The organism is Chryseobacterium daeguense DSM 19388 (genome assembly GCF_000430825.1).
In the GTDB taxonomy this organism is placed as follows: Bacteria; Bacteroidota; Bacteroidia; order Flavobacteriales; family Weeksellaceae; genus Chryseobacterium; species Chryseobacterium daeguense.
Map to the genome: position 1 here is coordinate 107965 of NZ_AUMT01000010.1, position 25089 is coordinate 133053.

The 25089-nt window shown below is 36.7% G+C and carries 23 protein-coding genes; 16 read left to right on the forward strand and 7 right to left on the reverse strand.

The genetic code is table 11. From position 1 onward, the window contains the following. Positions 1-3: 3 nt before the first annotated feature. The 5 genes from nadC (at position 4) to H560_RS0112990 (ending at position 6351) form a co-directional block, all read left to right on the forward strand. Positions 4-864 carry a carboxylating nicotinate-nucleotide diphosphorylase gene (nadC, locus tag H560_RS0112970; protein WP_027380440.1) on the forward strand — a complete coding sequence of 287 codons (861 nt, stop codon included), beginning with the start codon at positions 4-6 and terminating at the stop codon, positions 862-864. A 210-nt stretch (positions 865-1074) separates the two neighbouring features. Beyond that, positions 1075-3702, forward strand: a complete 2628-nt coding sequence (locus H560_RS0112975) for a TonB-dependent receptor (protein WP_027380441.1) — start codon at positions 1075-1077, stop codon at positions 3700-3702. 94 nt (positions 3703-3796) lie between these two features. Beyond that, positions 3797-4228, forward strand: a complete 432-nt coding sequence (locus H560_RS0112980; protein ID WP_027380442.1) for a hypothetical protein — start codon at positions 3797-3799, stop codon at positions 4226-4228. A 78-nt stretch (positions 4229-4306) separates the two neighbouring features. Beyond that, positions 4307-5299: an aspartate-semialdehyde dehydrogenase gene (locus H560_RS0112985; protein ID WP_027380443.1), complete on the forward strand. Its 993-nt coding sequence runs from the start codon at positions 4307-4309 to the stop codon at positions 5297-5299. Between the two features lie 53 nt (positions 5300-5352). Continuing rightward, positions 5353-6351: a cation diffusion facilitator family transporter gene (locus H560_RS0112990; RefSeq protein WP_027380444.1), complete on the forward strand. Its 999-nt coding sequence runs from the start codon at positions 5353-5355 to the stop codon at positions 6349-6351. A gap of 95 nt (positions 6352-6446) precedes the next feature. Here the strand turns inward: H560_RS0112990 and H560_RS0112995 are convergent, their stop codons facing one another. Then, on the reverse strand, positions 6447-6875 hold the full coding sequence (locus H560_RS0112995) for an exosortase F system-associated membrane protein (RefSeq protein WP_027380445.1): 429 nt from the start codon (positions 6873-6875) through the stop codon (positions 6447-6449). Then, complete coding sequence (gene xrtF, locus H560_RS0113000; RefSeq protein WP_027380446.1) at positions 6862-7392, reverse strand: exosortase family protein XrtF; 531 nt, start codon at positions 7390-7392, stop codon at positions 6862-6864. The genes H560_RS0112995 and xrtF overlap by 14 nt, the downstream gene beginning before the upstream one ends. Before the next feature lie 48 nt (positions 7393-7440). Between xrtF and H560_RS0113005 the strand changes: the two genes are divergently transcribed. The 5 genes from H560_RS0113005 (at position 7441) to H560_RS0113025 (ending at position 10998) form a co-directional block, all read left to right on the forward strand. Continuing rightward, a complete protein-coding gene (locus tag H560_RS0113005; RefSeq protein ID WP_027380447.1) occupies positions 7441-8460 on the forward strand; it encodes an aminoglycoside phosphotransferase family protein in 1020 nt (339 codons plus the stop codon). A 43-nt stretch (positions 8461-8503) separates the two neighbouring features. Continuing rightward, positions 8504-8914 (forward strand): RapZ C-terminal domain-containing protein, encoded by a 411-nt coding sequence (locus tag H560_RS0113010; RefSeq protein WP_027380448.1) that lies wholly within the window; start codon positions 8504-8506, stop codon positions 8912-8914. A gap of 79 nt (positions 8915-8993) precedes the next feature. Beyond that, entirely contained in the window at positions 8994-9707 is a 714-nt protein-coding gene (locus tag H560_RS0113015; protein WP_027380449.1) for a nucleotidyltransferase family protein, read from the forward strand. Between the two features lie 9 nt (positions 9708-9716). After that, positions 9717-10469 (forward strand): LOG family protein, encoded by a 753-nt coding sequence (locus tag H560_RS0113020; protein WP_051289330.1) that lies wholly within the window; start codon positions 9717-9719, stop codon positions 10467-10469. Between the two features lie 58 nt (positions 10470-10527). After that, positions 10528-10998, forward strand: coding sequence for a DUF6702 family protein (locus H560_RS0113025; protein ID WP_027380451.1), 471 nt, complete (start codon positions 10528-10530; stop codon positions 10996-10998). A gap of 150 nt (positions 10999-11148) precedes the next feature. Here H560_RS0113025 and H560_RS21610 read toward each other — a convergent pair whose 3' ends face one another. After that, positions 11149-12462 carry a DUF5689 domain-containing protein gene (locus H560_RS21610; protein WP_051289331.1) on the reverse strand — a complete coding sequence of 438 codons (1314 nt, stop codon included), beginning with the start codon at positions 12460-12462 and terminating at the stop codon, positions 11149-11151. Between the two features lie 36 nt (positions 12463-12498). After that, entirely contained in the window at positions 12499-15366 is a 2868-nt protein-coding gene (locus tag H560_RS0113035) for a carboxypeptidase-like regulatory domain-containing protein (RefSeq protein WP_027380452.1), read from the reverse strand. A 251-nt stretch (positions 15367-15617) separates the two neighbouring features. Between H560_RS0113035 and H560_RS0113040 the strand changes: the two genes are divergently transcribed. Together H560_RS0113040 and H560_RS0113045 are read left to right on the forward strand one after the other, a co-directional pair. Beyond that, positions 15618-16808 (forward strand): endonuclease/exonuclease/phosphatase family protein, encoded by a 1191-nt coding sequence (locus tag H560_RS0113040; RefSeq protein ID WP_027380453.1) that lies wholly within the window; start codon positions 15618-15620, stop codon positions 16806-16808. 44 nt (positions 16809-16852) lie between these two features. Further along, positions 16853-17275 (forward strand): DUF6146 family protein, encoded by a 423-nt coding sequence (locus H560_RS0113045; protein ID WP_027380454.1) that lies wholly within the window; start codon positions 16853-16855, stop codon positions 17273-17275. A gap of 50 nt (positions 17276-17325) precedes the next feature. On the opposite strand, the gene H560_RS0113050 is transcribed toward H560_RS0113045, so the two are convergent. Both H560_RS0113050 and rho read right to left on the reverse strand, forming a co-directional pair. After that, positions 17326-17922: a superoxide dismutase gene (locus tag H560_RS0113050; RefSeq protein ID WP_027380455.1), complete on the reverse strand. Its 597-nt coding sequence runs from the start codon at positions 17920-17922 to the stop codon at positions 17326-17328. A gap of 323 nt (positions 17923-18245) precedes the next feature. Next, positions 18246-20084 carry a transcription termination factor Rho gene (rho, locus tag H560_RS0113055; protein ID WP_027380456.1) on the reverse strand — a complete coding sequence of 613 codons (1839 nt, stop codon included), beginning with the start codon at positions 20082-20084 and terminating at the stop codon, positions 18246-18248. Positions 20085-20231: 147 nt separating this feature from the next. Here rho and H560_RS0113060 point away from each other — a divergent pair, with 147 nt between their 5' ends. From H560_RS0113060 to H560_RS0113075, 4 genes are all read left to right on the forward strand, one after another. Further along, positions 20232-20621: a DUF4293 family protein gene (locus tag H560_RS0113060; protein WP_027380457.1), complete on the forward strand. Its 390-nt coding sequence runs from the start codon at positions 20232-20234 to the stop codon at positions 20619-20621. Between the two features lie 245 nt (positions 20622-20866). Continuing rightward, positions 20867-21787, forward strand: coding sequence for a M28 family peptidase (locus H560_RS0113065; RefSeq protein WP_027380458.1), 921 nt, complete (start codon positions 20867-20869; stop codon positions 21785-21787). A 193-nt stretch (positions 21788-21980) separates the two neighbouring features. Next, positions 21981-23819, forward strand: coding sequence for an ABC transporter ATP-binding protein (locus tag H560_RS0113070; RefSeq protein ID WP_027380459.1), 1839 nt, complete (start codon positions 21981-21983; stop codon positions 23817-23819). Between the two features lie 66 nt (positions 23820-23885). Then, a complete protein-coding gene (locus H560_RS0113075; protein WP_027380460.1) occupies positions 23886-24236 on the forward strand; it encodes a DUF1801 domain-containing protein in 351 nt (116 codons plus the stop codon). Positions 24237-24435: 199 nt separating this feature from the next. Here H560_RS0113075 and H560_RS0113080 read toward each other — a convergent pair whose 3' ends face one another. After that, positions 24436-25089 carry a phosphatidylserine decarboxylase family protein gene (locus tag H560_RS0113080; RefSeq protein WP_027380461.1) on the reverse strand — a complete coding sequence of 218 codons (654 nt, stop codon included), beginning with the start codon at positions 25087-25089 and terminating at the stop codon, positions 24436-24438.

A 25089-nucleotide genomic window follows, 5' to 3' on the forward strand; every position in this document is an offset into this window, starting at 1 on the left:
AATATGAAAAGACCAGCATACGTTACAGATAAAGTTTTAAAACAATTCATTAAAAATGCTTTGGAAGAAGACATTCAGGATGGCGATCACTCTACTCTGTCTACCATTCCCAAAGACCTTGAACAAAGTGCAAAGCTTCTTGTAAAGCAAAACTGTATTCTTGCAGGTGTGGAGCTCGCTGAAATTATTTTTAAAACATTTGATAAAAACTTAAAAATAGAAACTTTTGTAAAGGATGGAGATGCCGTAAAAGTAGGCGATGTAGCATTTATTGTAACCGGAAGCGCAAGGTCAATCTTATCAACCGAAAGGCTCGTCCTGAACTGCATGCAGAGAATGAGCGGGATTGCTACGCTTACTCATGACTGGGATTCAAGGTTAATAGGGACTAAAACTAAACTCTTAGATACAAGAAAAACCACCCCGAATTTCAGGGTTTGTGAAAAATGGGCAGTTGCCATCGGTGGAGGAACCAATCACCGGTACGGTCTTTACGACATGATTATGCTGAAAGACAATCATATTGATTACAACGGAAGCATCACCAATGCCGTGAAAATGGCGAAGGATTATATCAAAAAAAATAAAAAGAAATTAAAGATAGAGGTTGAAACCAGAAATCTTGAAGAGGTAAAAGAAGCTATCAATGCAAAGGTTGACAGAATCATGCTGGACAATATGGATGTAAAAACCATGAAAAAGGCAGTAAAGCTAATTAACGGAGCCTGCGAAACGGAAGCATCCGGCGGAATTACCCGTGATCAGCTGAAAGAAATTGCTTCTACAGGCGTTACATACATCTCCGCAGGAGCGCTGACCCATTCTGCAGAAAATATGGATTTAAGCCTCAAAGCCCTGAAATAACGTTGAGTTATTGATAAAAATGACCTCGGTTTGTTAAAAATTCAATAAAATGATTTTTTTCATGTAAAATATCAATTATTATTCAATGCATTGTAAATCAATTTATTAAACCTTATTAAGATTGATTAAAAATTAACACAACGTTAATATTAGTTAAATTATATTTCCCGAATTTTGCAGAAAATTTAAATCTAACTATTACTAACGATTATGAAATTAATCAACAAAACAATGCTAACTGCGATAATTACCTTATCTACAGCTAGTGTTTATTACGCTCAACAAACTCAGGATACCGTAGGAAAATCTAAAGACATTGAAGAGGTAATTTTACAAGGTGTAACCGATATCGCAAAAGATAGAAAAACACCGGTTGCTGTTTCTACAATTAAAGCAGCACAAATTATAGAAAGATTAGGAAACCAAGAGCTTCCTGAAATTTTGAATACTACCCCATCTGTATATGCTACAAAATCAGGAGGAGGTTTTGGTGATGGAGGTATCACCATGAGAGGGTTCGAATCCAGAAACATTGCTGTCATGGTAAATGGTATGCCTGTAAATGACATGGAAGGTGGTACTGTTTATTTTTCTAACTGGACAGGTTTATCTGATGTTACAAGTACACTTCAGGTACAAAGAGGTTTAGGTTCTTCTAAATTGGCTATTGCATCAGTAGGTGGAACAATTAACTTCCTTACCCGTTCAGCTGATATGAAGAAAGGAGGAGTTATCAGATTGGGAGTTGGAAACAATGATTATTTAAAAACTTCATTTGCTTATAATACTGGAAAATCTGATAAAGGATGGTCTTCATCTTTCTTAATGAGCAGACAATCCGGAGGAACGTATATTGAAAATACTGATTACGAAGCTTACGCATATTACTTTGCATTAGGTTGGGAGCCAAACAAAAAGCATAACTTCCAATTTACTTTGACATCAGCTCCACAATGGCACGATCAAAGAACTTTTGCTCCTACGATTGCTAATTACATTAAGTTTAATCCAGATCAGGACGGAACTCCATACAGACAATATAACTCTGACTTTGGTTTCTATACTGATGCAAATGGAAATAAAGTTGCCCTTGCTAACAGATCAAATTACTATGCTAAACCTGTAATGATGCTAAACTGGGACTGGACAATGAATGAAAAGTCTAAATTAAGTACAGTTCTTTACATGTCTAACGGTAGAGGTGGTGGAACTGGTGATCTTGGTAGAGTTGGAGGAAAATCTTTAACTAGCTTCTATGACAACATGGGTCATTTCAACTATGATGCGGTATTTGCAGCGAACCAGGCTGTAAATGTAAATACTGCAGGTAATGGAGCTACTCTTATTCGTCGGGCGAGTATTAACTCTCACAACTGGTATGGTATTTTAGCTAACTTCCAGCATAAAATTAATGATAATTGGAATTTCTCAGTAGGTACAGATGACAGATATTATTATGGATATCATTATCAGGTAGTATCTGACCTTTATGGAGCTGCGGGATATAAAGAAGGAAATAATAAAAATGTTTCTCCTTATATTGTAAATAAAATTTACGATTACAAAAAGCTTTCTTGGAATCCTTTCGGAGGCAGCACAGCACCTTTAGAAGAGCAAGTTGGTTACAGCAATGATGGAGAGGTTCTATGGTATAGCGGATTTGCTCAGATAGAATACTCTAAAAATAATTTATCTGCTTTCTTACAAGGATCAGTATCAAACCAATCTTATCAAAGAATTGATAACTTTGTGCAAGATGGTGTAACAAGACAGCCAAACCCAACAACTGGTCAGGTTGTTAACACAAAAACAGGATTTAAGAATCTCTTCGGATATAACATTAAAGGAGGGGCTAACTATAACATTGACTCTCAAAATAACGTATTCGCAAATATCGGTTATTACAGCAAGCAACCTTTCATGAATGCTGTATATCCAAGTAATTTCCAGGTTCTTAACCCTACACTTACGAACGAGAAAATTTTCTCTGCTGAAGTTGGATATGGATTCAGATCTTCAAAATTAAACGCAAATGTTAACCTTTATAGAACAGAATGGAAAGACAGATGGTTGAGAAGAAGTAATATTCCATTTGAAGTGCCAGATGCTACTTCACCAACCGGAACTTCTATTGTAAATGGTTATGCAGAGATCAGTGGAATCACTCAGGTTCACATGGGAGTTGAAGTTGATGCAACATATAAGCCTGTTCAATTCTTAGAATTACAGGGGATGCTATCTGTTGGAGATTACAAATATAAAGGCAATGCTAGCGGAGCAACGTTTGATGATAACAATAACCCTCTTAACGTTTCAGGAAGCGCTTCTAACAGCACTACACTTTATCTTGACGGAGTAAAGGTAGGAGGTAGCAGCAGCAACAGTATTCCACAAATTACTGCTTCATTAGGTGCAACTATTAAGCCTGTAAAAGATCTTAATATATTTGGAACTTGGAGATATGCCGGTAAGATCTATTCTTCAATTGACCCGGGAGCATTCTCTAAGCCAGAAAGTCAAGAAAAAGGAACACTTCAATTACCAGACTTTAATCTATTTGATGTTGGTACATCTTATAAAATCAGATTAAAAAACCCTTCACAATATTTTACAGTTGGTGTTAATGTTTATAACTTGTTAGACACTACTTATATCTCTGACGGAGCAACAAACATTTTTGGAAGTGATTCTCCTACAACATTAGCTGATGGAACCCAAAACACTCAGAAGCTAACTTATGAGCAATTAGGCTACATGTATAAAGGTATTGCTAATGGAAACAGAGTTTACTTCGGATTTGGTAGAACTTGGGCGGCAAACCTTTCATTCAACTTCTAATAAAAACAAAACATTAGATTTTATACATATCAATCCCGGCAAATCGCCGGGATTTTTGCTATATTTGTGTACTAGAAAAAAGAAAAAATAGATTATGGATTTTTACAACATTTTGCTTAATGCGCACAAAGGATTTGGATATTTGGAAATCCTTTTAGTGACATTATTTACGATTGCTCTTTTGGCTACCATGTTCGGTTTCAGCGGGAAAGTGAATAATTTCCTTAAAAAAACAACACTGTTTACAATGATCTTCTTCCACGTTCAGTTTTTACTGGGAATTGTAATGCTGATCATTAATCTCACAAAAGGTATGGATATGGGCTCCATTATGAAAAATGCAGATCTTAGATTCCAATATGTTGAGCATCCGTTTTCTATGCTTATTGCTGCTGTTTTGATGACTATCATCAACAAGAAAGTTAAAACAAACCCTACCATTTCTTTAGGAATTGTAATTATGGGGTTAATCGCAGTAGGTTTATTCGCATTCGCGTTCCCGTGGGCAAGAGTCTTCGGTTCGTAAAAGTTATGAGTTATGAATTATAAATGATGAGTTTATAATTTCTAAATATTTTAATCTTTAAATTTTTTAATCAAAACAATGAAAGTAGCTGTAGTAGGTTCCACAGGAATGGTGGGACAAGTTATGCTGAAAGTTCTTGAAGAAAGGAACTTCCCTGTCACAGAATTAATTCCGGTAGCATCGGAAAGATCTATTGGCAAAAAGGTGAAGTATAAACAGGAAGAATTTACAATCGTAAGCATGAAAGACGCTATAGCTGCCAAACCGGATATTGCTATCTTCTCGGCGGGAGGTTCTACCTCGCTGGAATTCGCTCCGCTGTTTGCTGAAGCAGGAACTACAGTGATCGATAATTCTTCAGCCTGGAGAATGGATCCGGATAAAAAATTAGTGGTTCCGGAAATCAATGCAGATGTTTTAACAAAACAAGACAAGATCATCGCAAATCCGAACTGTTCTACGATTCAGTTAGTAATGGTTTTAGGACCTTTGAACAAAAAATATGATTTAAAAAGAGTCATTGTTTCCACTTACCAATCCGTAACAGGAACAGGAAAAGCGGCTGTTGACCAGTTAAATGCTGAGATCAGCGGTGACGATTCTATTGCAAAAGTGTATCCTTATCAGATCTTTAAAAATGCACTTCCACACTGTGATGTTTTTGCGGACGATGATTATACTAAAGAAGAGATTAAATTAATGAAAGAGCCTAAGAAAATTTTAGGTGATGATACCTTTAATTTAACGGCAACTGCAGTAAGAGTTCCGGTTCAGGGCGGACATTCTGAAAGTGTGAATATCGAATTTGAAAATGAATTTGATCTTGATGAAGTAAGGAAAATCTTATCTGAAACTCCGGGAGTTGTGGTAATGGATAACGTTAAAAATAACGAATATCCAATGCCGCTTTATTCGGAAGGAAAAGACGAAGTATTCGTAGGAAGGATACGGCGAGACCTTTCACAGCCGAAGACACTGAACCTTTGGATTGTGGCAGACAACCTTCGAAAAGGTGCTGCTACCAACGCAGTACAAATCGCTGAATATATCGTAGCTAACAACTTAGTGTAAACTAACAAAATAGAAAAAGAGTCTCAAACTGAGATTCTTTTTTTTATCAAACTATGAAACAGGAAAAAAATAATAATAAAGATAAATTAGCCTTTCAGAAGCTTATTGCCGCTTTTGGAGTGATCCTTTTTATCGGAAAAATTATTGCGTGGAAGCTTACCAATTCCGATGCTGTTTTTTCTGATGCCATGGAAAGTATTGTGAATGTTATCAGTGCATTCATGGGCCTTTACTCTTTATATCTTGCCGCCAAACCCAAAGATGAAGATCATCCTTACGGCCACGGAAAAGTAGAATTTGTGACCTCGGGAATCGAAGGAGCCCTGATTGCCATTGCCGGAATAATGATCATTTATGAAGGCATCAACAGCTTGATAATGGGAAAGGTTCTAAGCAAAATAGATACGGGAATCTGGATTATTGCTGCAACTGCTGTTATTAATTATCTGTTAGGCTATATTTCCGTTAAAAAAGGGGAAAGGGAAAATTCATTGGTTTTAATTTCTTCTGGGAAACACCTGCAGTCAGATACCATTACCACGCTAGGCGTTGTGATCAGCTTAATTGTGGTTTATTTCACAAAAATATACTGGCTGGACTCCATTGTAGCTCTTACTTTCGGGGCTTATATTATTGTTGTAGGCTATAAAATTGTCCGCAAATCCTTAAGCGGTATCATGGATGAGCAGGATCCGGAATTATTAAACCAAATTATTAAAGTTCTCGAAGAAAACAGACGTACGGAATGGATTGATGTTCACAATATGAAAATCCAGCAGTTTGGGGCCAGTCTGCATATTGACGCCCACATTACCCTGCCCTGGTATTACAGCCTTCGTGATGCTCATAATGAGATGGAAAAGATGATTATCCTTTTAGCAAAAAACACCAAAAGAAGCGTTGAATTTAATTTCCACATGGATGATTGTAAGCCGATTTCATGCCCTGTCTGTCAGATTTCAGACTGTCCTGTCCGTGAAAGAGATTTTGTAAAAAGGGTAAAATGGACTCCGGAAAACGCTACCAGAGTTAATAAGCATACCGCCAATTAGATCCTTCGACTGCTTCCGCTCAGGATGACATTTCACTAAATTTATAAAAGTTGATTTTAACCAGAGCCAGTCTGAGCCTCTTTAGGTTTATATCCTTATTTCTGCATTTGCTTTCGGTAATAAAACATCGGAATAATGAGTAATAAAATCAATGGCTGAATCACAAATCTCCTCATATAAAAAGAAAAAAGATAACCAATTTCAAATCTGTCGTAAATACAATAAAGATAAATAGGGAAAGTAATTAAGAAAATAATTGTAATTAAAATAGTTCCCTGAATAGTCCATTCTTTATTTTTAAACCAAAAATGAATAATAAGACAGGAGAAAAATAAGTTTAAAATAAACCTTAAAAGATATCCCGCAATTAATTTTCCCCACTCAAAGGCGGGAAATGGTATATTTTTATTGGCTTCATGAAAATAATTAAGAAAAGGGTCATAAAAGATCCTGTCTTCGAGTGCTCTCACCCCAATCAGGCCAAAAACACCTGCAATAACCAGAAACCAGCTAAGAATTTTCATTTTTTAAAGCAAAAAATTTAATCCAGACCAGCCACAGAACAACTACGGAACCGTAGATTATGGCCGGAAAAACAAAATCATGGGCAATCTTTCCGTACTGTTTGTAGTCCAGAAGAACAATATTCAGGCCTGTAATTCTCAATAAGTTAATAACATACAGCAAAACAAGACCAATCAGCACAAAAACAAATGTTTTCATCCCTTTATAAAAAGCAAAAACAAATGCTACAAAAAGAATCATTACAGAAACTGCATTACAGCCTTCCACCATCCTTGTAGGGTATTCCTTTCTTACATAAAAATAAACCTGCTCCCCTTTTACATCATCATAAAGCTGCGTCGGAAATCCAATTGCATTCTGAATATGCCGCACCTGATCTGCAATCATCCTTGAAAAAGGATCGAGACCGAACTCTTTAAAAGAATTCAGGTAAAACTGATACGCAAAAAGCAGCACCAGGTAAATGATGATGAAACGTAACAGAATGCCTAATACTGGTTTAAAATCCTTTAGCATAATGCAAATATAGAAATTCGCCCGTAAATTACTATATTTGTTTCATCTATGAATTCCGGAAACGTAAAACGATTTTTTGAAAATTTTACAGGTAAAGAATCTTCTGAGTTTAATGTTTTAGCTCAAAGTGGCTCGTCGAGGGTAAATTTTTTAGCCAAAAATGAAAATATAAAGTATATTATTACATACAATGAAAATATTCAGGAGAACGAAAGTTTTTTATATTATTCCGAAATCTTTTCAAATCTGAACCTGAATACACCCAAAATTTTTGCTATTTCTGATAACAGGAAAATCTATATCCAGGAATTTCTGGGAGCAAATACTCTTTCTGAAGTCATTGCCCGGGAAAATGTATCTGAAAATGTAAAATATCTTGTAAAACAAACGCTTGAAAAGCTGTATCAATTACAAATTTCAACACAGGGTGCAATAGATTTCAGCAAAACATTTGAATATGAAAAATACGATGAGCTTCCTGTAACCCACGATTTATATTATTTTAAAAATTTTGTGGCGGACGTTCTTGAGCTTGAATATCATAAGTCTACCCTTCTGAAAGAATTTAAAAAAATTGTAAACCTCATCGAAAATCTTGAACCAAAAGGATTAATGATCCGCGATTTCCAGGCCAGAAATATTATGGTGAATGAAAAAAATGAAGTTTCATTTATTGATTATCAGTCGGCCATGGAAGGACCTTTGATGTATGATGTCATTTCTTTTCTGTTTCAGGCCAAGGCCAATTTTCCGGAGGATTTTAAAAATGAAATGCTTGAATTTTATATCAGTCAGTTTGATAATGAAGAAGCCAGGGCTCAACTAAGAAACTCGGTGAAGCCTATCCAGATGATGCGATTTTTACAGGTTCTGGGAGCTTACGGTTTCAGAGGCCTGATCCAGAGGAAGCAACATTTCGTTGCAAGCATTGAAAAAGGTATCGAAAATATTATAAGTTTTGCTCAAAACTGGGATCAGATGAAAGAATATCCTGAACTGGAAAAAGTAATTGGGCAATTGGGATTGAAAAAAACGAGATTGAAAATTGAAGAAATTTTGAAACACTAACTTCTTAAATAGACCTTAATGGTTAAAAAAATAAATAAAAGAAATGCTACACATAGACATACACAGTTTTTCGTATAAAAAAAGAGGAATTCCGAAAGATGAAACAGGAAACGGCGGAGGCTTTACCTTCGACTGCCGTGGAATCCTGAACCCGGGAAGAGTGGAAGAATATAAAATTCAGACAGGAAAAGACGTTGGCGTTCAGGAATACCTGGAAACAAAAACCGAAATGCCAAAGTTTCTTGAGCTGGTAAAAAGCATGATCTCAATGAGCATCGACAATTATCTTGAAAGGGGGTTTGAAAACCTTCAGATCAATTTCGGGTGTACGGGAGGACAGCACAGATCGGTATATTCAGCAATAAAAATTGCTCATTTTGTTGAAGAAAAATACGGCGAAAAAGTGGAAGTAAGCCTTCATCATGACGAACAGCACCAACTTAATCATAAGTAATGGGTAATGTGCAATAAGTAATATTTAACTTCATTAATTATTATTTAAAATTCAATATCATTCTAATTACTCATAAACAATGAAAGCTCTCATTTTCGCGGCAGGAAAAGGTACCAGATTAAAACCTTTCACAGATCACCATCCGAAAGCGCTGGCAAAAGTGAACGATGTTCCGCTTTTGGAAAGAAATATTAAATATTTAAAAAATTTCGGAATAAGAGATTTTGTCATTAATGTTCATCATTTTGGAAATCAGATTGTTGAATTTTTAAAGCAAAACAATAATTTCGAGTGTAAAATAGAAATTTCAGATGAATCTGAAGAACTTCTGGAAACAGGTGGCGGCTTGGTTTTTGCTAGAAAATTTCTCGATCATGGAGAAGATTTCCTGATCATGAACGCTGATATTTTAACAGATATCAACATCACGGATCTTGTTAATTATCATAAAAATATAAAAGATTTTGCTACATTAGCCGTGTCAGACAGGGAAAGCTCAAGAAAGCTGCTTTTCAATGATGAGCTGGTTTTACGAGGCTGGCTGAATGTGCAGACCGGTGAACAAAGACTCGCGGAATTCAATAAAGGATTCAAAGCATTGGCTTTCAGCGGAGTTCACTGTATTAATCCTGTTATTTTTGACAAGATAAAAAGAACAGGCAAATTTTCCGTGATGGAAGAATATCTGGATCTTATGCAGACCGAGAAGATTCATGGCTTTGTGCATGACAGTGTTCTTATAGACGTGGGAAGACCGGAATCCGTAACGGAGGCCGAGAAATATTTTAAATAATTTTTTGCAATGGGAATTGAAGGAACCAGGGATGAAAGCTTAATAAATCCTGAGCTTGATATAAACGAAACAAAACTCCAAAACAGCCTCAGACAGAAAACCTGGGATGAGACCATTACCAAAGACAGCTGGATGGTTTTTAAGGTAATGGCAGAATTTGTAGACGGCTATGAAAAGCTGGCCAAAATCGGGCCTTGCGTTTCTATTTTCGGTTCTGCAAGGCTGAAGCCACAAAGTAAATATTATAAAATGGCAGTGGAAATTGCCGAAAAAATTACAAAAATAGGTTTTGGAATTATCACCGGCGGCGGCCCGGGAATCATGGAAGCCGGAAATAAAGGTGCTTTTAATGCACAGGGAAAATCCATTGGCTTAAATATAGATCTTCCGTTTGAGCAGCATTTTAATCCGTACATCAACAGATTATATTCCATGAACTTTGACTATTTCTTTGTAAGAAAAGTAATGTTTGTGAAATATTCTCAGGGCTTTGTAGTAATGCCGGGAGGTTTCGGGACTCTGGATGAACTTACGGAAGCTTTAACGCTGATTCAGACCAATAAAATCGGGAGGTTTCCTATTGTTTTGGTGGGCTCCGAATTCTGGGGCGGATTGCTGGACTGGTTCAAGGCAACTTTGTTAAAAGAAAAAATGATTCACGAAGAAGATCTTGATCTTTACCGTGTGGTAGATACCGCTGACGAGGCAGTAGCACATATTAAGGCATTTTACGACAAGTATTCGGTAAATGTTAATTTTTAATTGGCATGTTATTTGTCACTTACAATAAACAATCATGATTGTAAATCTAATATTTAAGATGAAAAAATTTTTATATATCTCAGGAATTTTAACATTTTTTGTGTTAATGAGTTTCACGTATGTAGACTTTTTCTCTTCAATGACAAAAGTGGATTATATAGACGGAAGCAAAACATTGAAGTTCACCACAAAAATGAATACAAGTCATATTTCAGATGCCATTAAAATAAATCCTAACACAGCCGGATTTGAAGCAGAGGTAAAAAAATATGTAAATAATAATTTTGATGTGTACGTCAATGGCTCCCCGAAAACGATAACCTTCACGGGAAGTCAGGTAAGCGGAGAAACTGTATGGGTGTATTTTGAAGCAGGAGGAGTCTCCGATATCAGCACCTTAAAGATTAAAAACACGATACTTCTAAGTGCTTTTCCTAAGCAGATTAACCTCGTTAATATCGCTTATAAAGGAAGTCAGAAAACAATGAACTTCCAAAGAGGAAAAGAAGTGAATGAAGTTTCTTTTTAAACGAATAATAAAATACTATAGGCCACTGCAATTGCGGTGGCTTTTTTATTACCTTATGATACCGAAGATTATATCATTCATCAGGTTTATTATTATAAATAAGAAAGGCGAACCAACCAGTCCGCCTTTCTTATATTATGTAGTGATAATTTAATTGCCTACAACCCTCACATTATCAAGCTCCCAGGTAGAAGCTGCTGATGAAGTAGAAGTATATTTAAATGCAACACGAATATCTTTATTTACAAATGCCGTTAAGCTTAGATCACCAGAATATGTCCATGTATTGAATTGAGCATTATTCGGGTCCATTATAGCCGGAAGTGCTGTCCACGTAGTTGTAGCAGGGTTTCCTGTGTAGTTGTCTGTTACATACGCTTCAAGAACATTTCCTGCATATCTTACATCAGTTTCAAAAGATAATGAAGCAGAAGTAAAGCCTGCCAGAGAAATTGGTTTAGAGATCAGCCAGTCTTCGTTAATATTATTTCCACCGGAAAAACCATTCATTACCACGCATGGTTTTGGATTTCCAAACTGCTGAATATTCCACACCTGAGCTCCTGTAACGCTTACTGTTTCCCAGTTATCCGTTAAGGCACCATCAAATCCTTCGAAGAAGAATCTTTTCCCTGTAAAGTTGACATCTTTAGTATTTCTGATTAGCATTTGCCAGCTTGAGTTATAACGGCTTACCACAAAAGTAAGATCCCCTTTTCCTTCAGGCAATAAAGTAGAGCCAAAAGTAGAGAAACCTGAGTTTCTGATTACAGTAGCATTTCCAGACTGATCTACAATGCTTCTGTCTGTATCTTTTCCTGCACCTGCTTCATAGTCTATATATTTCTTTCCTAATTCACCGGCTGCAAACTGTACATTCGGTACTTTTACCAGCATATTGATGTATTTCTCATCCATTGCCAGCTTTAAAGTAGCCAATTCAAGAGGCTTCATTGTTGCTACATCCAGTCCATTTCCGTTGCAAACCCCTGAAACATATTTGCTGAACAAAGCTCCCGGAATTCTTCCGATAGCATATTGATTATCTACAGAACCCAGTTTTACAGTTCCTCTGTCAAGAGCCACTCTTAAGCCGTTAGCATTGATTCTGATATGAGCACCTACAGGAAAATCTGCATAGTTGCTGGATCTGTCTACTTCAATTTGAAGTCCAACGGTAGGGTTTTCAGGTTTATCCTGGAAAGAGATGGTTTTATAGAAGTTTCCGTTTTCATCGGAAGAAACTACATACCCGTCAAAGATCTGATCTGTATTAATCAAGGTAACACCGCTTGCAGGAGCCATTGCCTTGATAGCAGCCATAGTAGTATTTGGCTCTCCGAATTTGTTTTCACATTTGATGGGTGGAGTATCCCATTCATCCTTTTGTACGCAAGATGTAATCGAAATCGCAGCAAATGCAACTCCCGTTACTAAACTTAAGTATTTCTTTATATTATTCATCTTAATAATTTTAAATTAAAGTAGTTAGTGGATTTTTTAGAATCTAAACTGTAAATTTACAAAATATGATCTCCCTTGTGTGTACCAGTACTTCGGCCCGAACAAGGTAAATTCTCTGTCTGAATCCTGCACAAAATCAGGGAATTTTGCATTTCTGGTCTGCTCAAAACCTCCTGTAATATATTTTTTATTGTCTAAAATATTATTTACCGTAGCAGAAATTAGAACGTAATATTTTCCAATCACCCAGGATTTCCCTGCATTAGCATTCAGGAAGAATGACGAAGGCAGTCTTGTAGGTTCCAATACTCTTCTTAATTCAGATTCTGTAAGGTTATAATAAGGTGTTCCGGAATTATTATTCTGAATGAAAGATTCTGTTCTGATTAATGCAGACGGATCAAGATAATTATCATCAAAATAGTTCCAGTTTGCTCCTACCCACCAGTATTTCGGATTGTTGTAACGGAAACCTAATGAGAAGGCCTGCTGAGGCGTTCCTCCCTGACGGTAATTGTTGATATACGTTTTTCCTAAATTCAAATAAGAAAGTCCGTTTGAGAAAGTACCGGTAGCATCTGATGCGAAATAAGTTGTAGGATCATTTCTGTAAGTATATTGGCCTAAACTAGCTAAACCCTGTAAGGATAAAGTAGGCAGAACTTTTACATCAACTCCTAATTCCAACCCCATATTTCTTTTCTTTACGTCTGTCATTACCTGGGTAACGAAAGCACTCTGAACGATGGTCTGGTCTCCCTGATCATCCGTATTGTTCAGCTGAATACCATCAGCAAAGAATCTTTGAACTGTAGTTTCGTTTTCTGTGTCTACTAAATATCCTGTTAATCTCAATTTTAAGAATGGTGTAGAAATAACGTAGCTTAAGTCGTTCGCGCTTACTACCATATTTTTCACGTTCGGAGCGGTAGAGCCGTTTACTCTTGGATTGATGAACAAATCTTCCAGATATGGAGCCTGAGAATAATAAGCACCATTATAAACAATAAAGTTTCTTCCGTTTACTTTATAAACAACCTGCCCTTTCAGACCATAGTTCCAGTAATTGTAATCTGCTCCTTTTCCGTAAGAATCCTTGTATAAATAATGTTTAAACAATCCTTCTCTATTTGAAGAAGAATAGCCCACCATTCCGGAAACAAACACATCAAAAGCTCCTGTTGAAAACTTTAATCCCGGATTTACTTTTACCTCCTGTCTTCTGAAAATATAGTCGTAGGTCATTCTGTCTCCTACTTTTTTCGTTACATTTTCTTCGCCTTCATTAAATAATCCTGATTTCCCCGGCTGATTTGTTGCCGCAAACGGGTCTCTGTTTAAAACGAAATCCGAACCTAACAGGTCATTTACTTCTCTGTATTGCTCTGAACGGTAATTTTGATAAGATACGTTTAATAAGAATTTAGTTGTATCATTAAAATTATGAATCAAGTGAGTAGACGCATTCCAGATTTTATCATCGCTTACATCATTTACTAAATAATATAAAGCTCTTCTCCCAAACTGACCATAATAATTATCAGCCGGTTGCTGCATATTTCTTCTGTACAGTCTGTCCCAGTTGATTTGTGTAATATTAGGATCCCCGGTCTCCCATCCTCTGAGAGAAGTCTGGAAGGCATCCTGAGCCGTTGTCATAGTTCCGTCCGGGTTTACTACTGAAGCATCCGGATTCAGAGAATCATAATAACTTGGAAGGTTTCTGTAATAGGTAGGTGACGGGTTTTGTACATTCTGCCAGTCTAAACGTGAACCTTTATCTTTTCCGAACTGGTAGGATAATGAAGTCCAAAGACTCGTATTTTTATTAATTTTCCAGAAATCCTGAACCTGGAAGATCGGCTGGAAACCTTTTCTTACCCTTTCACTTCTCTGTTCACCATCCTGGTAACCCCAATATGAATTATAGTGAACCCCTCTGTAGTCATAAACTTCCTGAGTGCTCGGGCTGGATGTAGATCTTCTGTAAGGCGCACCGATAAAGTTGAATGTCATCGTATGCTTATCATTAAACTTTTTCTCAACACCTAAATAAGCTCCGTAAGCATCATAAAAAGTTCCTTCCTGAATACCTTCCTCTGCCCATCTTCTTGCTCCCATTACAGTAAACGCCCATCCCGACTTGCTCATACCTGAGCTATAGCGTAACGAAGTTCTGTTTCTGTAATTTCTGTTGGTTAAAGATTGGGTAAACTGAAATCCTTTTCTGTATTCACTTGCTTTCGTGTTTTTATAAACTACAGAGCTGTTTCCACCGAAAGCATATTCCGAAGGAGAATGGTTTTGGGAAATTTCCGGGTATCTTGTAATTTCGTTAAGACCGCCCCAGTTTCCAAAGTCTACATTTCCGTTATCAGATTTAATCATGGAAACTCCGTTAAGCATCGTTTCACCAAACCTACCGTCTATCCCTCTCGGACGAAACCAGTAAAATCCCAAGTCAAATGCTGCGATTCTGCTGAAAATATCCTGGGAAGACTGCAGTAAACCTACCGTAGAAGCCTGTCCGCTGTTGCTGTCCTCATCATCACCATCACTGTCAATGATTGCTAAACCTTGATCTGCGCTAGTAAGTGTAGAATAAAGAGTAACAACTCCTAAATCCTTTCTCTTTTCATTGGCTACGTCGAACTCCATTACTTTGGTTTCGTAATTCGGTTTCGTAATCACAATCTGATAATGCCCCGGCTGCAGATCTACAAACTGGAAGTATCCAATTTTGTCAGCCGTTACATCATTGTCATTCCCTTTCAGATCTACTTCTGCCCTTTCCACGGGCTTGCCTTCTGCATCTTTAAGATACGCAAATACCGTAGTCTGCGCAAAATAGTATGAAGCCGGAAGCAAAGTAAATAAAGAGACTAATGATAGTTTTTTAATCATGAGTATATTTTCTTTTTTAAATACTTTTCTTATTAATTATCAACAGTTTAAAAGTTGGGGACGCAAATTTAATCAAAATTTAGAATTTACAACCTTTTTAACATTATTTTTTCTTAACGTTGCAAACTTTTAAGAATCATTATATAAAAAAACACGGATACCATACTTTAAATTTACAAATATTTAAATTGGTATGAATTAAAAAAGAGTAAATTTGCAAATTAAATTGTATTAGTAATAACTCTACGAGGATGAAAAGATTTTTGAGTTTATTGGCCATTACTTTTTCGGTTATGGCATTTTCACAGCAGCAGGGAAAACTGAGGAAAGTGGCCACAGTAGGCTTTTTGAATGTAGAAAACCTTTGGGACACGATACGCTCGGCAGATTATATAGATGGAACCAAAGATGTTAAAAATCCGGCATTCCACAGAAGTATTCCTATGGATTCCATCAAATTTCTGGAAGCAGAAAAATATGAAGGCCCATGGAGCGATGAAGCCCTTAAAGGTAAAAAAGTAATAAGATATCAGAGCGGAAATGAAGAATTTACGCCCAACAGTGCTAAAAATTACAATACAAAAATTTACAAGGCAAAACTTGCCAATGAGGCAAAAGTAATTTCTGAGCTTGGAGCACAATACACAAAAACGGCCCCGGCTGTAGTAGGCTTGATAGAAGTGGAAAACAGACAGGTTATTGAAGATCTTGTAAAACAACCCGCACTGGCAAAATATGATTACGGGATTATCCATTACAACTCATACGATTACAGAGGTATTGATGTAGCCCTGATTTATCAGAAAAGAAGATTCACGCCTACTAATTCGTTAAAAAAAGAACTGAAGGTATTCGGTGATGACGGCAGAAGGGAATATACGAGGGATATTTTAGTGGTAACCGGTATGCTTGACAATGAAAAAGTAGCATTTTTCATGAACCATTGGCCTTCAAGAAGAGGTGGTGAGGCTATTTCCTTACCTAAAAGAAATGCAGCCGCAGCTTTATTGAAACAACAAATGGACAGTGTAAGAGCAGCAGATCCTTCTACAAAATTATTTGCAATGGGAGATTTTAATGATGATCCTGTAAGCGCAAGTTTAAAAAATCATCTGAAAGCACAGGCAAACCCTAAAGATTTAAGCGAAAACACGCCTTATCTTAATCTAATGTATCCTTTATACAAAAAAGGGGTGGCTTCTTTAGCTTATCAGGATGCACCGAACTTATTCGACCAGATTATTGTTTCTAAAAATGTAGTGGCAGATCAGGTAACAAAAGAATATTCTGTTTACAAAGCAGAAATTTTTGCTCCGCCTTATTTAGTGAATAAAGAAGGAAATTACAAAGGCTATCCTTTCCGCTCATGGAACGGCGATCAGTTCACCGGTGGTTATAGCGACCACTTCCCGGCATTTGTAGTTCTCCAGAAAGAACCATAAAACAGAGCACTCATTTTTGGGTGCTTTTTTTGTACCTTTAAAATATGAAAAACATAATCTTACTATTCATCATTTTTCTTTTGCCGTTCGGCTGCCGCGCGCAGACTGATACAAAAGACGGTCAGGAGAAATCAGAAATGAAACCTTCAAAAAATGAAGACGGAGAATGGGATCTTACGGTAATTGACACTCAGTTTGATTATTTTTTGAATGCCGTTGCTAAACCTATCAGCCAATATTCAGAATCATATTTAAAAACTAAAAATACACTTTTGGTAAGTGAATGGAATTCTTACTATTCTTCGGGAAAATACAGAAATGTCATTGAATCCTCAATTGATTATGATCCCAAAGAAAATTACGGCTTAAAATTCGAGTATAAATTGTATCAGGTTTTTGCTTATGTAAACTGGAAATACGGATTGCGAATGAATGGGCTTTCGGGAAGTGACGTAACAAGATATTAAAAAAGGTTCAGAATTGCTCTGAACCTTTTCTTTTTATAATAGTTTAAAAATTATTTGTTGAATAATTCTTCTACTTTATCCCAGTTTACAACAGAGAAAAATGCTGCAACATAGTCAGGTCTTCTGTTTTGATAGTTTAAATAATATGCGTGCTCCCAAACATCAAGTCCTAAAACCGGAGTTCCTTTTACGTCTGCAACAGGCATTAACGGGTTATCCTGATTTGGAGTAGAAGTTACCGCAACAGAACCGTCAGCATTTTTTACCAACCATGCCCATCCAGAACCAAATCTTGTTTTAGCAGCATCAGAAAAATCAGTTTTGAATTTTTCAAAACCTCCGTATGCTTCAATAGCAGCTTTTACGTTACCTACAGGCTCTTTGCTGCCTCCCGGGGTTAAAATTTCCCAGAATAAAGTATGGTTGAAGTGTCCTCCGCCGTTATTTCTTACTGCAGGCTTATCAGTTCCCGTCTTGCAGATTTCTTCTATTGTTTTTCCTTCTAAATCAGTTCCTTTGATGGCATTATTTAAATTGTCAATATATGCTTGGTGGTGCTTTGTATGGTGGATTTCCATAGTTCTTGCGTCGATAGTCGGCTCCAGTGCATCGTAAGCATATCCTAATTTTGGTAATTCAAATGACATAATTTTTATTTTTAATGTTATTAACCCAAATTTAGCCATAAATTAACCTATATTCAAAGTATAGGGATTATTTTAATAAATCTTTAACATTGATGAATTGATTTAGAATGAATTAAATTTTGATATAGAAAGTTGGAAGATGGAAGCGGGAAGTTTTTAAAGTGTGAATGAATCTTTTGTTTCTTTATATTTCACAAAACTCAAGCCTAACGGGTTTTTAAAACCCGTTAGGTTTAATCAAAATACAACCTCCAGCATTTCATCTTACAGCCAAAAAAAGCACGAATACAAATTCGTGCTTCTTGTAACAAATTAAATTAATTCTATTTATTCATAGACATCAGGAATTCCTCGTTATTAAGAGTTCCTTTGATGTTTTTACTTACAAATTCCATAGCTTCTACCGGATTCATTTCAGCCAGGTATTTTCTTAAAATCCACATTCTCTGAGAAGTAACCTCATCTAGAAGCAAATCATCTCTACGTGTACTTGAAGCTACCAGATCAATAGCAGGATAAATTCTTCTGTTGGCAATTTTTCTGTCAAGCTGAAGTTCCATGTTACCTGTACCTTTGAATTCTTCAAAGATCACTTCGTCCATTTTAGAACCTGTATCGATAAGAGCAGTTGCAATAATCGTTAAAGAACCACCGCCTTCAATTTTTCTAGCCGCACCGAAAAATCTTTTCGGTTTGTGAAGAGCATTGGCATCAACACCACCGGAAAGCACCTTTCCTGATGCCGGGGTAACAGTATTGTAAGCCCTTGCTAATCTGGTGATTGAATCCAAAAGAATCACCACATCATGTCCGCATTCCACCATTCTCTGAGCTTTTGCTAAAACAAGGTTGGCTACTTTTACGTGCTTTTCTGCTGCTTCATCAAATGTAGATGCAATAACTTCTGCATTTACACTTCTTTCCATATCGGTAACCTCTTCCGGACGTTCATCGATAAGAAGAACCATCATATAAACTTCAGGGTGATTGGCCGCGATAGAATTAGCGATATCTTTCAAAAGCATTGTTTTACCCGTTTTCGGCTGGGCAACAATCATAGCTCTCTGTCCTTTCCCAATCGGCGCAACTAAATCAACAATTCTCGTAGAAATTGTGGAGTTATTCCCTGCAAGGTTAAATTTTTCTTCAGGGAAAAGTGGTGTAAGATATTCGAAGGCAACACGGTCTTTAATGAAAGCCAGGTCACGTCCGTTTACTTCAGTAGGTTTTAATAATGAAAAATATTTTTCACCTTCTTTCGGCAATCTCACGATACCTCTTACCGTATCTCCGGTTTTTAAACCAAAGTTTCTGATTTGTGCTGTAGAAACATACACGTCGTCAGGCGAAGATATATAGCTGAAATCCGATGAACGTAAGAAGCCGTAGTTATCAGGTAAAATCTCCAATACCCCTTCAATGCTCACCATTCCATCGAAATTGAATTCTTTTCTCGATTCGTGGTGCTGCTCATCATGCCTCTCAGAATGCTGCTGTTGCTGCTTATTCTGATTTTGGTTTTGATTCGGGTTTTGGTTTTGATTTCTATTCTGGTTTCCGTTGTTGTGCGGATTGTTGTGTTGTTGTCCTTTTTGAGGTCTGGCCTGAGATTGAGGGTTGTTTGGCCTTTCTTCCACCGGAGCAGTTTCCTGGGGTTCTGTGTTTTTTGGAGCTTCTTGTTTTTCCTGAGGAATTGTTTCTGTATTTCCTGCGTTGGTAGAAACCCTTTTCCTTTTTTTCTTGGCGGAAGCTGATGTTGCTTCTTCTGTAGCAGCTGCTGCCTGTTCCGTTTTTATTTCTTCCGGCTTAGATTCTTCAGAAACCGTTTCTTTTACTTCCGCTTCTGCATTTGCATCAGCTTGTGGTTTTATCTCTGCCTGAGGTTTTGTTTCCGCTTTGGGTTTGGCTGCCGTTTTCTTGGGAGCAGCTTTTCTTGCGGGAGCCTTTGCAGGTTTTTCTGCCGGTGTTTCTTCAGTAGTCATACTGGTTTCCGTGGCGTTGAAATAATCTTTTGCCACTTTGGGATTTGAAGCCTGAAAGTCAAGAATTGCAAAGATTTTGTCATTTTCAGTGCTGTTTCTTGCAACTTTAACGCCTAAATCCTTTAAGATTTTAGTCAGCTCCGTTACGGATTTTGACCTTAACGTTTCAATGTTAAACATATTTAATGTAAAAAAATGTAATTAATTGTGAATAAGAAAAGTAAGTCGGGTGACTTTTGTTTTCAAGTGCATTCGTATAATGCAAATCTACACTTATTTTTGAATTGTGCAAAATTTATGCTACTTTTGCGTAGAATTTAATATTCAATGTTACAAAGAATACAGACTATATGGACTTTTTTGGCAGTTTTGGCTGCTGTGTTTCTGTTTGTTACAGCGCAGGATGTTATCTTTTCAGATAGTTTTCCTGTGATTAATATTGCCTGTGTGGCGCTTGTTTTAGTTGGATTGCTAAGTATTTTCAGCTTTAAAAACAGAAAAAGACAAATTTTGCTGAATACGATCAGCATTATTATAAACGCTTTGTTGATTGGTGTATTGATGTACTGGTTACTAAAATTATCCGGAGGAATTCAGTTTCCTGAGAAGGGTATTGAGCCGGTTTTTTCATTAATTGCGATTATCTGTCTGCTTATAGCAAACATTTATATCAGGAAAGATGAAAGGCTCGTAAAATCTGTGGACAGACTTCGATAACCTTACAACGATTTTTTGAGTGAAACGGCTTCCTTTTGGGAGCTGTTTTTGTTTTTAATCTCCCACAGATTGCACGGATTTTCACAGATGTTTATGTTTATTTATTCGCTTAACTATGCGAAATTATCAATGAAATCAGGTGAAATTTTGATAAAGCACAAGAATCTGTGAAAATCCGTGGTAAATAAAATTTAAATGCAACATTTCCGTTTAAACTGCGACAGATTATTATAAATTTAAATTTAATGAAAAAACTAACCTACCTTACCTTTTCACTGTTTTCCTTTTTCTCTTTCGCACAGGAAGTTTCAAAAGAAAGAATTAAAACTGTGATTTCCACACTGGCTTCTGATGAGATGAAAGGCCGCGAGATCGGAACTGCTGAAAATGACAATGCAGCCCATTATATTGCAAAGCTTTTTAAAGAAAACAACCTGGAATACTGTACAGGAAATTCTTATTTGGTTCCATTTGATTATAAAGGAAAAACAGCTTACAATGTTTGTGGAGTTAAAAAAGGAAAAACAGATAAATATCTTGGCTTTTCAGGACATTTTGATCACATTGGAACGAGCAATAATCCTAAAGACAACATTTACAACGGAGCCGATGATGACGCCAGCGGAATCACAACCTTAGTGGGAATTGCAGATTATTTAAAAAATAAAACCCTTGATTTTTCCATGGTTTTTATGGCATTTAATGGTGAAGAAAAAGGAATGTTGGGCTCAAGAGCTATTTCTCAGGACAAGAATTTAGATAAAATTTACAAAAATATGACCGCTCTTTTCAATTTTGAAATGGTGGCTACAGAGTCTGCATTTGGGAAGAATGCTTTGTTTATGACCGGTGACGAGTTTTCGGATTTAGATGAATTATTCAATCAAAATGCTGCGAACGGATTAAAAGTAAATCCTGATCCTTACGCGGCCCAACAATTATTTTACCGTTCGGATAATGTAAGCTTTGTAAAAAAGAAAATTATTGCCCACTCTTTTTCAACGGTCGACATGACGAAAGCCTCTCATTATCATAATGAAAGTGATGATGTGAATATCGTTGATTTTGATAATATGACACAGATTGTCAATAATTTCGGAAAGACTTTGGAAAAACTTACCCCAAAGAATTTTGCTCCGAAATATAATGAGAAAGTGAAATTTTAATAAATTTTTAATCATAACGCAAAGCCACCATTTTTGGTGGTTTTTTATTGCTGTTGGGCAAAATTCTGAATTTTATTGTCTGAAAGATGTAACAAATCCGTCTGAAATCAAACATATTAAGACAAAGTAAAAGACTATTAAAAACGTCTTATCATTTAAATTACGTAATTTTGCTATCCAATTTTTTCATTGAATGAATCAATATCTTAAAATACTAAAGTTCGCAAGGCCTCATAGAAAATATATTTACGGAAGTTTATTTTTCAACATTATGTATTCTGTGTTTCAGATTGCTTCTTTAGGAACTATTCTGCCGGTTTTGGGAATGCTTTTCGGGACCATTAAGCCTGAAAAATATGAAACTGCACCGGTTTATTCTGGTGAGGTGGTTGACTTTTTTAAATACCTGAAAGAATATTCCAATTATTATGTTCAGACTTTGGTTACTGAGCATGGCGCATTGAATGTCCTGGCGTGGCTTTGTATTGTCACTGCTTTTATGTTTTTACTGAGAAATCTTTTCAGATATCTGGGATCTTTCCTGCTTATAAATTATCGTGTTGGGGTTACAAAAGACCTTCGCGGCGCGATGTACAATAAAATACTTTCTCTTCCTGTTTCATTTTTTACAGAACGCAGAAAGGGCGATCTGATGTCCCGTATGTCCAATGACGTGGGAGAAGTTGAGGGTAATATTCTGGGAAGCCTTATCGAATTGATTAATGCACCGTTTATGCTGATCAGCACATTGGTGACTTTATTCTTTTTGAGCCCGGAAATGACGCTATTTTCACTACTTGTACTGCCTGTAATGGGAACCATGATCGCATTAGTAGGAAAAAGCCTGAAAAAAGACTCTCATGAAGCCCAGCACGAGATGGGAACCATATTTTCCATTGTAGATGAAACCTTGAAGTCTTCAAAAGTGATCAAGATTTTTAATGCTGAAAAAATCATGGGCAACAGATTCTCACAATCCATGCAAAAATGGATCAACAGCTCCATCAGCTTGGGAAGAAAAAAAGAGCTGGCCTCCCCAATGAGCGAATTTTTAGGATCTATTACATTCTTAATTATTGCCTGGTACGGAGGAAAACAGATCATTGTGGAACAATCCATTTCTCCTGCTGACTTCCTTGTTTTCCTGGGAATGTTCTTCCAGATTCTGCCGCCTGCAAAAAGCTTGTCAACCTCTATTTCCAATGTTCAGAAAGGTGAAGCTTCTCTGGAAAGGGTTTTGGATATTCTTGATGCCGATGTAAAAATTGATGAAGTGGCCAGTCCTGTTGAGATTTCTACTCTTAATAATCAGATTGAATTTAATAATATCGGTTTTTATTATGATAAAGACCATACGATTCTTAAAAACTTCTCTTTAACGATTCCAAAAGGTAAAACCGTTGCTCTTGTAGGGCAAAGTGGAAGCGGGAAAACTACAATAGCGAACCTTTTGGCCAGGTTTTATGATGTTTCGGAAGGTGAAATCCTTATTGACGGGACTAATATTAAAAGTTTAAAGTTAAAAGAATACCGACAGCTTCTGGGAATGGTAACGCAGGAATCCGTTTTATTCAATGATTCCGTTTACAATAATATCCTGATGGGGAAACCAGATGCAACGAGGGAAGAAGTAATTGCAGCCGCAAAGATTGCCAATGCAGATTCGTTCATTACTAATCTTCCTGAAGGTTATGATTCTAATATCGGGGATGATGGCGGGAAGCTTTCCGGAGGTCAGAAACAGAGAGTTTCTATCGCAAGAGCTGTATTGAAAAATCCACCGATCATGATTTTGGACGAAGCAACTTCTGCTTTGGATACAGAATCAGAAAGGTTTGTGCAGGATGCGTTGGAAAAAATGATGGAAAACAGAACCTCTCTGGTGATTGCCCACCGTCTTTCAACCATTCAGAAGGCCGACTGGATCGTAGTAATGGAAAAGGGCGACATTGTAGAACAGGGAACCCACCACGACCTTATCGCAAAAAGAGGAATGTATCATAAGCTGGTTGAACTTCAGAATTTTGACTAAATTTAAGAGCTGGAAGCTGGAAGTAAGAAGCTAGGAGTTCTTGCAGTAAAGTAATAAAATTTAAAAATGAATCCAATACAAGAGTATTTCTACAGAATTGAAGAGCCTAATAGAAGTACTCTTCTTTTTTTACGCAAAAAAATCCTGGAATCCGATACAGAAAATATTACAGAAACGCTGAGCTTCGGATTACCTTTTTTCAAGTACAAAAAGAAAATGCTGTGTTATTTGTATTACAGCAAAAAATACAAGAAACATTACGTAAGCTTTTACCACGGTGACCGGCTGTACCATCCATTGCTGCTTCAGGAAGGCAGAAAGAAGTTTAAAATTCTTTTAATTGACATGGAAGAGGATCTGCCGATGGATCTTATTTTAGGGCTGATAAATGAAGTAAAACAGTTTATTAGGGCCTAACTATAAGTTTTGGCTAAAGCCAATTGATTGGGTTTAATTGCTAAACGGGCTAAAGCCCGTTCCTATTGATGGAAATACTGTGTTTAAATTTATATCATAATTTTTGTGTTTATTCGTGAAAAATATTCGCTCAATTTATGTTTAAATAAAAAAGACCATCTCTCTCGAAACAGTCTTTAAAATATTTTTAATTTAAATCTTAATCTTTCATTCTCGCGATTACATCCAGACCACCTTTTGTAATATCTCCGATTTTGCAGATAATTTCTGTATCTAAAGGCAGAAAAACATCCATTCTGGAACCGAATTTAATGAAACCGAATTCATGTCCTGCTTTTGCGTCATCACCTTCATTACAATAGAAAACAATTCTTCTTGCAACATATCCTGCAATCTGTCTGAAAACCACTTTATGATTGGTTAAACTTTCCACGGCAACCGTTGTTCTCTCATTCTCAGTAGAAGATTTTTCATGCCAGGCCACAAGATATTTTCCCGGATGGTATTTTTTGTAAATAACCTTTCCTGAAACGGGATATCGGCAGATGTGAACATTCAGCGGAGACATAAAAATAGAAACCTGGATCGCTTTTCCTTTAATGAATTCATCTTCTTCCACTTCTTTTATCATCACCACTTTTCCATCTACCGGAGCGATAACGTTTTCCCTGTGCTCCTGAATATCACGGTCCGGAACCCGGAAGAACCAGAATACCAGGCTGTAAACCACCAATAAAGGCAGGATGATCACCAATGACCACATTTCTAGAAAATAAATAGCCAACGCACCTAATATGATGAAAAGTATGGTTGCTACGGTAATCGTTCCTTTAGATTCTCTGTGTAATTTCAT

Excerpts from the sequence above, each read along its gene's own strand:
- nadC (WP_027380440.1), top strand. The coding sequence starts at position 4 with ATGAAAAGACCAGCATACGTTACAGATAAAGTTTTAAAACAATTCATT.
- H560_RS0112975 (WP_027380441.1), top strand. The coding sequence starts at position 1,075 with ATGAAATTAATCAACAAAACAATGCTAACTGCGATAATTACCTTATCT.
- H560_RS0112980 (WP_027380442.1), top strand. The coding sequence starts at position 3,797 with ATGGATTTTTACAACATTTTGCTTAATGCGCACAAAGGATTTGGATAT.
- H560_RS0112985 (WP_027380443.1), top strand. The coding sequence starts at position 4,307 with ATGAAAGTAGCTGTAGTAGGTTCCACAGGAATGGTGGGACAAGTTATG.
- H560_RS0112990 (WP_027380444.1), top strand. The coding sequence starts at position 5,353 with ATGAAACAGGAAAAAAATAATAATAAAGATAAATTAGCCTTTCAGAAG.
- H560_RS0112995 (WP_027380445.1), bottom strand. The coding sequence starts at position 6,875 with ATGAAAATTCTTAGCTGGTTTCTGGTTATTGCAGGTGTTTTTGGCCTG.
- xrtF (WP_027380446.1), bottom strand. The coding sequence starts at position 7,392 with ATGCTAAAGGATTTTAAACCAGTATTAGGCATTCTGTTACGTTTCATC.
- H560_RS0113005 (WP_027380447.1), top strand. The coding sequence starts at position 7,441 with ATGAATTCCGGAAACGTAAAACGATTTTTTGAAAATTTTACAGGTAAA.
- H560_RS0113010 (WP_027380448.1), top strand. The coding sequence starts at position 8,504 with ATGCTACACATAGACATACACAGTTTTTCGTATAAAAAAAGAGGAATT.
- H560_RS0113015 (WP_027380449.1), top strand. The coding sequence starts at position 8,994 with ATGAAAGCTCTCATTTTCGCGGCAGGAAAAGGTACCAGATTAAAACCT.
- H560_RS0113020 (WP_051289330.1), top strand. The coding sequence starts at position 9,717 with ATGGGAATTGAAGGAACCAGGGATGAAAGCTTAATAAATCCTGAGCTT.
- H560_RS0113025 (WP_027380451.1), top strand. The coding sequence starts at position 10,528 with ATGAAAAAATTTTTATATATCTCAGGAATTTTAACATTTTTTGTGTTA.
- H560_RS21610 (WP_051289331.1), bottom strand. The coding sequence starts at position 12,462 with ATGAATAATATAAAGAAATACTTAAGTTTAGTAACGGGAGTTGCATTT.
- H560_RS0113035 (WP_027380452.1), bottom strand. The coding sequence starts at position 15,366 with ATGATTAAAAAACTATCATTAGTCTCTTTATTTACTTTGCTTCCGGCT.
- H560_RS0113040 (WP_027380453.1), top strand. The coding sequence starts at position 15,618 with ATGAAAAGATTTTTGAGTTTATTGGCCATTACTTTTTCGGTTATGGCA.
- H560_RS0113045 (WP_027380454.1), top strand. The coding sequence starts at position 16,853 with ATGAAAAACATAATCTTACTATTCATCATTTTTCTTTTGCCGTTCGGC.
- H560_RS0113050 (WP_027380455.1), bottom strand. The coding sequence starts at position 17,922 with ATGTCATTTGAATTACCAAAATTAGGATATGCTTACGATGCACTGGAG.
- rho (WP_027380456.1), bottom strand. The coding sequence starts at position 20,084 with ATGTTTAACATTGAAACGTTAAGGTCAAAATCCGTAACGGAGCTGACT.
- H560_RS0113060 (WP_027380457.1), top strand. The coding sequence starts at position 20,232 with ATGTTACAAAGAATACAGACTATATGGACTTTTTTGGCAGTTTTGGCT.
- H560_RS0113065 (WP_027380458.1), top strand. The coding sequence starts at position 20,867 with ATGAAAAAACTAACCTACCTTACCTTTTCACTGTTTTCCTTTTTCTCT.
- H560_RS0113070 (WP_027380459.1), top strand. The coding sequence starts at position 21,981 with ATGAATCAATATCTTAAAATACTAAAGTTCGCAAGGCCTCATAGAAAA.
- H560_RS0113075 (WP_027380460.1), top strand. The coding sequence starts at position 23,886 with ATGAATCCAATACAAGAGTATTTCTACAGAATTGAAGAGCCTAATAGA.
- H560_RS0113080 (WP_027380461.1), bottom strand. The coding sequence starts at position 25,089 with ATGAAATTACACAGAGAATCTAAAGGAACGATTACCGTAGCAACCATA.